A 10250-nucleotide genomic window follows, 5' to 3' on the forward strand; every position below is an offset into this window, starting at 1 on the left:
ATCAACTGGCCGTAAGCGACCAAGGTAAATAACTCACCGACAATGAGTAAAAAGTCGATGTCCTTAATTTGCATCTTATTTGGGCGGGCCAGCATGAGCATTTTTTTGAAGATGGCTATCTGCTTTTTGAAAATATTGACGTTGGGCAAGTCGCATTTATCATACGCCAAGTGATAGTCGTGGAAGCGAGTTTTTCCGAGCCCTTTTGGGGTGAGTAGTTTGGCAAAAATCTGTTCCTTCTTGTTGAATTCAAGAAACTCAGTGTACCAGCGTCGACTCTCATAATTGGCTTTGGTTTTCGCGAGCCCTAGCCCTTCAAAGAAGTCGATAGTCTTTAGCATGATGTCGCGCGTTTCTTTGTCAGGTTATTCTTGAGCAAACTTCTTTGGGTTGAGTAGGTGCATAGTGAATTGTCCTTTGCGATTGCTGTGCGAAATATTTGCAAGCCTAGATTAGAGCGCATTGAAAGCGAAATAAAGGTAAGGAAAAGGGCCTAAACAAATTCTAGTTCACGGATCGTCAAAACCAGTAAACAGTTGTGTGGTGGTGCTGCAGTCGTTTGCTTAGTGTATGTGCCAGCTTGATAAACGTGATAGTTGTTCTGGGCATCGCGTGGGTGAATTAATGGGAACGAGTGTGAGCTCCGGGTTCGCTCTAAAATAAAATTATTTATGCTGCCAAGCTGATATAGATCAAGCTTGGCCTTTTGTAGAAATACCCGGGCATTGCTCTGTCCGGGTAAGTTGATTGCTTTATAGGGCGATGAAGTCTGGTTTTTCTCTGACAAAGCACTCAGGGCAGGGAAAGTCTTCAGGAACCTCTTCCCACTTAGTGCCAGCGGGGTAGCCTTCGTGCTCGGCACCTTTAGCTTCATCATATATATAGCCGCAGTCAGGGCATTGAAATTGACTCATGGTCTAAACCTCCTTATGTCTCTTAAGCTGCTTCGGCTGTTTCGCTGACTTTATCACTCACAGGTGGCTGGTGATATTTGTTGTAGACCAGTTCTTTGGAGTCTGGGTCTATATTGACTTTGTCCATATCATTACCAGCCCAATCTATGACTTTTTTGTCCATGATTGAAAACCAGAGTGGTGGGATCATGGCAACCAAAAACATAAGCGGGTAGCCAGAAGGTAGAGAGGGGACGTCGTCGTAATCACGAAGAACTTGATATGGGCGTGTAGGGTGCGCATGATGGTCTGAATGTCGCTGAAGGTGTAATAAAACCAGGTTGGATGCTTTGTGATTACTATTCCAGGAGTGATGAGGTTGGCAGCGCTCATAGCGGCCGTTTTCTTTTTTCAAACGAAGTAATCCATAGTGTTCTACATAATTGGCGCATGTCAGCTGCCACCAACCATAAGCGGCCGAGATTAATAGGAAGGGGATCATAACCGGGCCAAAAAAGGCAAGCATCAGGGTATAGGCTGAAATGGTGAGCGCTGCTGGTTGCAGAATCTCGTTATCCCAAGACCATTCTGATTTTCCTAAACGGTGCAAGCGGTTTGCTTCGAGCCCCCAGGCTCGTCGAAACGCACCAGGAATCTCTCTTTTTACAAACTTGTAAATATTCTCTCCAAAGCGTGAAGATGCTGGATCTTCTGGTGTTGCAACATCCTTGTGGTGTCCTTTATTGTGTTCGATAAAAAAGTGGCCGTAACCACTGGTAGCCAGCATGACTTTCGCAGCGGCAACTTGCTTTCTATCTTTCACTTTATGCCCCATTTCATGACCTGCAACCAAACCTAAGCCGTTGAGAATACCCGCACTGAGTGCAGCGCCGAGTATATTGATCCAGGACCAGTTATATTGAGATACAACAAAGGCGATACCAACGAGAGAAACCCAGTGCAAGGCGGTCGCAATATACATAATATTGACATAATAGCTTTGGTCTTTGAGCTGTGAAACGAGTTCGTCGTCTGGATTAGCGCGGTCTTCACCAAATACGTGATCAGCTAGAGGTAGCATGCCGTAAAGAAAAACCACAGTAAACCAAAGCCAAAGGCCATAACCGGTTTCAACGGCAGCATAAGCGGAGGCTAAAGGAATCATTGGCGTAAGGATAGAGAGTAAGTACCAGTAGCGTTTGCTACGGATCCATGCGCCAGTTTGCTGAGGGTAAACGGTAGTGTTCATAATACGCTCTCTTGTTTTTCTTATAGGGTTTAATCTAGGTGCGTGGGCACTTTTGATGAAAACCATTCTACGAGAGCGTGACTAGCGCAAACAGGTTATTTGGGCTCAACTAGTAGTCATTTTGATTCAATAAAGACTAGATCTTGGCTTATAAGGACTGTTTGTGAGCTTGTCTGAATTGCGATGGTGAGCTATCGAACCAGCGCTTAAATGAACGGTTAAAGTTGGAAGCATCATCATAGCCTAGAGTCAGTGCAATGGCTTCAATGCTTGATTGGGTATTCAGTAGTAAGTTTTTTGCCTGAGCTTTTCGTAAGTTAGCCATGACCTTACTAAAAGAAGTATTTTCTGTTTTTAGCTTTCTCGCGAGTGTGCTTTTGGACATATTCAGGTTTCTCGCGATTTCTTCTATCGATAAAGAGTAATCGTGAGCCTGTTCAACAAGCGAGACAACTTTTTGTTCAAGGCTATCAAATTGGTTCAGACGAGAAAGCTCTTCGTCGCATTGTGCGCGCGCCAGTTCAACAGAGCGAGGGTTTGCCGTAACGCTGGTGATCTTAAGTAAAGACTTTGGGATAGTGACTCCGGCAGTCTTAGCGTCAAAGTGAACAGAGCAAGGCAGTAGCTCTACGTACTTGTCTTGCCATGCGGGTGCCTTATAGGGGAAGCAAACGGTGCACTGTTCGACGCCCTTGCCAATTACAAACTCTATAACGTTGAGTAAAGACGCGAGTAAAACTTCGTAGAGTAATTCTCGTATGGGCTCCCATGTACAAGTTTCTTTAATTTCTAAAAGGCAATCTTCGCCATTAACTTGAATGTTAATTCCGATGGCTTGCAAGCGGGTTTGATAATAGCGGCTAATCAGCTCAAGGCATTCGCCTAAGTCAATACCGTGAGAAACGGCAAAACCTAAGCTGCCATGGCTGGAAAGCTGAATTTTTTGGGCAAAGTGAAGGCCTAGCCATGGACAACTGGACTTACTATAAATGTCATGAACAAAGTCCTTGAAATCGTTAAAGGGGATAAAGTCCTGCCCCTTATGCTTTTCTAGTGTGTTAGTAATGTGTGAGTAATTGAGTTCCAGGTTTTGCTCTTCGCTATACCGAATAAACTGATGCAAGTAAGAGATAGAAGAGAGTACGTTATCGCTCAAGATTGTTTGCCTTGTTGTTCTTGTGAGTATGCTTTTGGGCTAGCTCGATTGTTTAGCGCGAAAATGATAAACAATTATTACATGAAAAAACTATAGTACTAAACTCGCTTAATTTTGAGATATTTTTGTAAGCGTGCTTTGGCTTAGTGATTATTCTTGGTCTAAGCTTATTCGACGCATATTAATATATTAAACTCAGAAAGTGGTCCCTAGGGATAGCCTGCTTTAAATGGAAAGGTGCGCAGACAGCTAACGTTATGAAATCACTAGAAGTAGCACAACATATTCATGTTCTTTATGAAGACTCTTTGAAAGAGCTTCTGGCAAGCCTTAGTTGTGATGTGAACATGTCACCGGCTAACGAGGCTGATTGGTTAGATGCGCCGGTAGCGCTTATCGATGCAGGTTCTGAAGATATGGAAATCAAGCTTGCGCTTGCGCTTGAGCTGCCTATGACTGTACTTGCTATGACCTATCCGGTACCAAACATCACTGTCGTTGATGAGGAGTCCCTGGAAGATTGGATCTCTGAAATGGCCAATCAGTTGATCGGGCGTTTGAAGACAAAGTTAATGTCGCATGAGCAAGAGATTACCTTGGGGCTGCCGACGACGTCTTTTGGTGTTGAGTTGAACGACTTGATTGAACCTGGCCCTACCCGCTTCTCCAGTTATATTGAGGTAGATGGGGAAGCTTGTGCTTTTCACATCGGAGTGGAGTTCTTTTCCGAAGAGATTAGTTTTGTTAGTGAGCCGGTCGTGGTGGAAGATTCGTTGATGGAATCAGAGATCGAGTTATTTTAGTTTTATGGCTGATAAGCCCTTTCTGGATCTGGTAGTAGACTGGGTATGAGCACATTTAAAACCAAATTAGCGCCAGACTATAAAGATGGTGTCGACCGGAAACTCTTAAAGACCATTAAGAACCGTTTTTTGCAGGTCAATGCTGATCGCTTCGAGCGCTGTCGACAGGGCTTGTCTTCCCGACATCAAGATATCCTTTATGTATTGCCTTTACTTTACCACGTTAACCACCCTCTGATGCCGGGTTATGTCGCGCAAGATGCACCCGCCGGCGTGTCGGCTTATCAACCCGATAAAGCAGCTTTAAGTATTGCAAAGTCCTTTAGCCAGACCTTTAAGTTTAAGTCAGGCTCCCGCCAGCTTAGCCAGATACATGCTCTCTACATGATGGGCAGTACTGGAACCTTAGCGCACTCTGAAGCGAGTGATGTGGACTTATGGTTGTGCTTTGACCCTGGCCTGGGCGAAGACGCTATGGCTTCGCTCGCAGAAAAAGCCAAGAAGATAGATGATTGGGCAAACAGTCTAGGCTTGGAGCTTCATACTTTTTTGATGAATGCGGAAAAGTTTAAGGCTGGGCACTTGAATAACCGCATGGATAAAGAAAGTAGTGGTTCTGCACAACATTATTTGCTGCTGGACGAGTTTTATCGTACTGCGATTTTATTAGCGGGGCGTTACCCAATTTGGTGGCTGATTCCACCAAATTTAGAAGGAGAATACGAGGAGAAAGTTGATCTCCTGTTGAGTAAACGTTTTATTAAACAGCAAGAGGTTCTCGATTTTGGTAGCGCTGCGTTTATTCCTAAAAGTGAGTTGATAGGTGCTGGGCTATGGCAGCTATATAAAGGCCTGGACTCGCCCTATAAATCAGTACTGAAAATCTTGCTGGCGGAAGTTTATGCCCAAGAGCTTCCGGAAGCTGAAACTTTGAGTCAGGTTTATAAGCGCGCTGTTTATGATGATGAATTAGGTATTGAAGATCTGGATCCATATCTTCTTGTCTATCAGCGTCTCGAAGCTTATTTAAATAAAAGAAAAGAACATAAACGGCTCGATATTGTTCAGAAGAGCTTTTACATTAAAGTTGCGAAAAAACTCTCTCGATCCCCATCGGGAAGGGGGCCTTCATGGCAGAGAAAACTATTGGAAAAAATTGTCCGAACCTGGGGTTGGTCAGAGAGTAAGTTCAGGTACCTGGACTCTCGCGCCAAATGGAAAGTTGATGAGGTTCTGGTCGAGCGCCAAGTCTTAGTGGCAGAGTTGAGTTACTGTTATCGGTTTTTGTCACAGTATGCTCGCACTCATGGTATTCGCTCCAGTATTACCGCTGAAGACCTTAACCTCCTGGGCAGAAAGCTATACGCAAATTTTCAGAAGAAAGCAGGTAAGGTTGAGCGGGTTAATCCGGGTATTGTCGGGGACTTATGGGAAGAGAACCTGGCTATTCACCATACCAGCTCTCAGTTGATGCCAAGTGAGCAAAGCGGCTGGCTGTTATACAGGAATCTAAGTACTGATTCAGATGCTTCGTTTGAAGTGCCCTTGAAGAAATTTACTTCGATGGTGGAGTTACTTGCATGGCTATATTTTAACGGCATTGTAAATAGCTCCACTCGCTTAAGTCTGGTACCGGGTGATACGGGCTACAGGCTACAAGAAGTTCAGCAGATGATTCGTGCTTTGCAGCAAAGTATTAGCGTACCTCTTCCACCAGTGAATCAGGCAAGCTTTGTTAAGGCTGCGCAGGTTACACAGGTGGTCTTGTTTGTGAGCGTTGGTTTAGACCCCATGGAAGAATTAGCGGAACGGGGGATGCAGCGTTTAAGTGATCGTACAGATGCACTCGACTACAGTACCGATCGCTTTAACCTGGTACGCACGATAGATCAAATCAGTATTAATAGCTGGAATGAAGTCAGTGCGCACCGTTTTGAAGTGGGTGATACCCTGATGCAAACCCTGCAGTCTTATTTGCAGATTTGTTTGGCACAGCAAAGTGACTTCGAGTGTGAATTACGTGTATTTTGTTTCTGCCCTCAGCGAGCGAGTATTATTGCTTCGCGTGTTGAAGGTGTCTTTACCTCGATCAAGAAAGCTTTTTTTCCAGATGGACGTGTCCGCTCTGTTCGCTATGTTCTCGATATGGGCGGGCGTCACTATGTGGTTCAGTATGTTGATGAGCAGTTCAGGTATTTTTCCTATGCAAATGAGGTGGAGCTCTACAAAGCCTTAAAGCAGGGGCAGCGTCACTATAGCCCAATTATTTTTGATGAATACGCTCAGCCAGGAGAGACCCTGGTTGCAGCAGTTTTACCCTACAATATGCCTGGTAATATTCAGGTTTTTTTCTTTTTGCATCACGATACCTATCAGTTAATTATATTGGACGAGCAGGGTAGCCTGTTGCGCCTGGTTTTAACGGGGCGTGACGAGATGCTACTACTTTCTGCATTGAATGAGTGCCTGGTTCGGATGTTGGAAACAAGGCAGCTCTCAGATATGAGCCTGGGAGGTGAAATGCCTACGGTGAGCTTTAATAAAATCACCAAGGCGAAAGACGGTGGTTATCGTATACGGGCGCTGAAAGATATTCCACACTGTGCAGTGAGTGAGGTACAGGTTCATGTTAGCAGTGAAGGCTACCAGTCGAACTGCGACTTGAGCTTTCAGGGTATGGAGTTTAGTAATGCCGCGCATGGAGAGCAGCAATATGAAGCGCTTATCCATTATGCTAATAAGCAGCAGGTATCTGACCGACTGCCGCTTATGGTGTCGGAGGTCTTGCTTAGCAATCACTCATCTCAATTTAGCGTAGCATCCAGTGATTCGGCGAAAACCCTGGAAGTATTGCGCTGGTTTGCAAAGGCTGACAAGGCTCTGCATCGAGCCATACAAAAACAGTCTTCTCGTTAGGGTTTGTACTTAAAAATAGTCAATTGCCCTTCAACTCGTTATAATTCCTGCCTTTTGGCAGCTGACGCGTATCTTCCCATGAGCCTTTCGGAAATTATTCTTTTTCGGCCTTTATTTCGAGGTGTGAGTAAACGTATGAGATTAAAACTTACGCCTCTTTTTATCATGTCATGTGTGGTACTGGTGCAAGGCTGTGGCCAAAAGGGTGATCTCTATTTGCCTGTGCACAATCAGTCGGAAGTGGTGGAAAGTCCTGCTTCCGATAAGGCAGAAAAAAAGAAACGAGATACGAGAGCCCCAGAAGAGCAGTTTGAGAACTAAGCTTAGCAATCCTGGGTGATTGGCAAATTCTATCCAAGCCTGAAGCGGTTCAGGCGATTAAAAAGTGTTATAAATCATGAGTTATTTTTCGTACCAGAATGGCGAGTTGTATGCAGAAAATTCGTCACTAAGCCAGATCGCTGAACAGTATGGCACCCCGTGTTATGTTTATTCACGTGCAGCATTTGAGGCGCATTATCAGGCTTATAAAAAAGCCTTTGCAGGGCATGCGAACTTAGTTTGCTATGCAGTCAAGGCAAACTCTAATCTGGCTGTACTGAATATTCTTGCCAAGCAGGGTGCCGGTTTTGATATTGTCTCGGTCGGAGAACTAGAAAGAGTGCTGCGTGCTGGTGGTAGTGCAGATCAGGTGGTCTTTTCAGGTGTCGGCAAACAAGCACATGAGATGCAACGCGCGCTTGAGGTGGGTGTTCATTGCTTCAATATTGAGTCCGAGGCAGAGCTCTATCGTTTAAATGATGTTGCTTTGGAGATGGGCAAAGTCGCACCGATTTCATTACGCGTGAACCCTGATGTTGATGCGGGCACTCATCCCTATATTTCGACCGGCTTAAAAGATAATAAGTTTGGTGTTGCCATTGAGCAGGCCCCAGCGATTTACCAGGCTGCTTCCAAGCTGGCTGGCGTAAAGGTGATAGGCGTTGATTGCCATATCGGCTCCCAGCTAACTGAAACGGAACCATTTCTTGATGCATTAGAGCGAGTTTTGCTTTTGGTTGATCAGCTTGCAGAACAAGGGGTCGTGATCGAGCACCTTGACCTGGGTGGTGGTTTAGGCGTTACTTATGATGACGAGCAGCCACCTGAAGTGGCTGACTATATCAGCGCTTTGTTAGAAAAAATCGGGGATCGAGGTCTAAAGGTTATTTTGGAGCCAGGACGTTCCATTGCTGCGAATGCAGGTGTTTTATTAACACGGGTCGAATTTCTGAAGCACAACGAAGATAAGCACTTTGCGATTATCGATGCGGCGATGAATGACCTGCTACGCCCGTCTTTATACAGCGCATGGCAGAATATTATTCGGGTAGAAAAAGAGCCGGGTTCTGATTGTGAGCGTCATCACTATGATTTGGTAGGGCCGATTTGTGAGACGGGCGACTTCTTGGGTAAAGATCGTGATTTGGCTATTAAGGCGGGCGACTTGCTCGCGGTAATGTCATCAGGTGCTTATGGCTTTGCAATGAGCTCGAACTACAACTCCAGAGGTCGTGTGGCAGAGCTGGTTGTAGATGGTGAGCAAGTCGTATTAGCGCGTAAGCGTGAAACAATTGATGATCAACTAGCGCTTGAGAATTTGATGCCTTAGTGGGCATTTAGAGTATTTTAGGTATCGGGAGAAAACAATATGGTGGTGAACTTTACCAAAATGCATGGTTTGGGTAATGACTTTATGGTGGTTGATATGATCAGCCATCATGTTCACCTTCGTCCTGAACAAATTCGCCGAATGGCTGATCGTAATTTAGGTGTGGGCTTTGACCAGCTTTTGTTGGTCGAACCACCTGGCAAGCCTGATGTTGATTTTCGCTATCGAATTTTTAATGCCGATGGTTCAGAAGTTGAGCAGTGTGGTAACGGTGCCAGGTGTTTCGCAGTCTTCGTGCGCGAGAAGAAGCTAAGCAACAAAGATAGTATTCGGGTCGAAACAAAAAAAGGCGATATTGAGTTAAAGGTCAATGATGATGGTCGCGTCCTTGTAGACATGGGCGAACCAGTATTCGACCCAGAAAGTATTCCATTTACAGCGGATGCTCCAGCAGATAGTTACAGCATCGATGTCGATGGTGAACCCTTGCAGATTTCTGCGGTGTCTATGGGCAACCCTCATGCTGTTTTGCAGGTGCCTGAATTGAGTGATCAGCAGGTTGCGCATTTAGGACCATTGATTGAAGCGCATGAACGCTTTCCAGAGCGTGTGAATGTTGGTTTTATGGAAATAGTACATAAGCGCTTTATCCAACTACGCGTTTACGAGCGAGGTGTGGGTGAAACCTTGGCCTGTGGTACCGGTGCGTGTGCGGCTGTTGCCGCTGGAATAAGCCGAGGTGTGCTGGAATCGCCAGTTGAGGTTCGCTTGCCTGGCGGTAATCTAAAAATTGAGTGGCAGGGCGTCGGCTCACCGTTAATGATGGAAGGCCCCGCTATGACTGTTTTCGAAGGAAAAATTCGAATTTAGCGCTACACTTAGTTAGCGATAGGCGTTTAGTGAGGCTTGAACTAGATTCGTGATCTCTTAGCCCACATCGTAATACTGATAGATTTCAGATAAATAAATATAAGTTTTGAATGGACTCCCCCAGACATAGTGAACCGTATTAGTGAAGATAGTATGAGCAATAAAGAAGTAAACGCTGAAGTAAGCCCGCAAGCTGCGAGTATTCAAGAAACTGACGTTATTGAGTATTTGAAGACTCACCCTGAATTCTTTGTTCAACATGATTACTTGTTGAATGAGCTAAAAATACCTCATGCGAGCGGCGCTGCGATATCTTTAGGGGAGCGTCAGGTGCAAGTATTTAGAGAGCACCGTGATGAGCTGAAAAACAAGCTTAATGAACTGATCTCCATTGCGCATGAGAATGATGCTCATTTTGAGAAGACCAAACGCCTGTTATTAAACTTGTTAGAGGTGAAGAGCCTTGATGAGATTGAAATGGTCGTAAATGAGGCATTCAAAAATGATGCGAATATCGACTTCAGCAGCATTTTATTGTTTGGTAAGCCAAGTGACTACCCTGTTAGCGAAGTGAAAGTCATTTCGATCGATGAGGCTCGGGGGCAGCTAGGCGGTATTCTCGATCATACACGAGCAGTTTGCGGGCTTACTTCAGCGTTTACTTCTTTATTGCTCATACTATCTTCACTAATACGGTTCACTATGTCTGGGG

The 10250-nt window shown here is 45.1% G+C and carries 10 protein-coding genes; 6 read left to right on the forward strand and 4 right to left on the reverse strand.

Annotation, left to right across the window (positions count from 1 at the left end):
* From A3756_RS03400 to A3756_RS03415, 4 genes are all read right to left on the reverse strand, one after another.
* Positions 1 to 341: hypothetical protein (locus tag A3756_RS03400; RefSeq protein ID WP_197481139.1), on the reverse strand; the 341-nt coding region annotated here is incomplete at its 3' end.
* A gap of 411 nt (positions 342 to 752) precedes the next feature.
* Positions 753 to 914, reverse strand: coding sequence for a rubredoxin (locus A3756_RS03405; RefSeq protein ID WP_068509148.1), 162 nt, complete (start codon positions 912 to 914; stop codon positions 753 to 755).
* A gap of 22 nt (positions 915 to 936) precedes the next feature.
* On the reverse strand, positions 937 to 2142 hold the full coding sequence (locus tag A3756_RS03410; protein ID WP_068514162.1) for an alkane 1-monooxygenase: 1206 nt from the start codon (positions 2140 to 2142) through the stop codon (positions 937 to 939).
* A 148-nt stretch (positions 2143 to 2290) separates the two neighbouring features.
* Positions 2291 to 3298: an AraC family transcriptional regulator gene (locus A3756_RS03415; protein ID WP_068514159.1), complete on the reverse strand. Its 1008-nt coding sequence runs from the start codon at positions 3296 to 3298 to the stop codon at positions 2291 to 2293.
* Between the two features lie 257 nt (positions 3299 to 3555).
* Between A3756_RS03415 and A3756_RS03420 the strand changes: the two genes are divergently transcribed.
* The 6 genes from A3756_RS03420 to A3756_RS03445 form a co-directional block, all read left to right on the forward strand.
* Positions 3556 to 4101 carry a hypothetical protein gene (locus A3756_RS03420; protein WP_068552932.1) on the forward strand — a complete coding sequence of 182 codons (546 nt, stop codon included), beginning with the start codon at positions 3556 to 3558 and terminating at the stop codon, positions 4099 to 4101.
* A gap of 45 nt (positions 4102 to 4146) precedes the next feature.
* Positions 4147 to 7017, forward strand: a complete 2871-nt coding sequence (locus A3756_RS03425) for a class I adenylate cyclase (RefSeq protein ID WP_068512869.1) — start codon at positions 4147 to 4149, stop codon at positions 7015 to 7017.
* Between the two features lie 135 nt (positions 7018 to 7152).
* Entirely contained in the window at positions 7153 to 7338 is a 186-nt protein-coding gene (locus A3756_RS03430; RefSeq protein ID WP_068512865.1) for a lipoprotein, read from the forward strand.
* 76 nt (positions 7339 to 7414) lie between these two features.
* On the forward strand, positions 7415 to 8668 hold the full coding sequence (gene lysA / locus A3756_RS03435; protein WP_068512862.1) for a diaminopimelate decarboxylase: 1254 nt from the start codon (positions 7415 to 7417) through the stop codon (positions 8666 to 8668).
* Between the two features lie 39 nt (positions 8669 to 8707).
* A complete protein-coding gene (dapF, locus tag A3756_RS03440) occupies positions 8708 to 9538 on the forward strand; it encodes a diaminopimelate epimerase (RefSeq protein ID WP_068512859.1) in 831 nt (276 codons plus the stop codon).
* Between the two features lie 153 nt (positions 9539 to 9691).
* The coding region (locus tag A3756_RS03445) for a DUF484 family protein (RefSeq protein WP_156490233.1) at positions 9692 to 10250 on the forward strand (559 nt) is incomplete at its 3' end.

The sequence above is a fragment of the Oleiphilus sp. HI0086 genome, assembly GCF_001635225.1.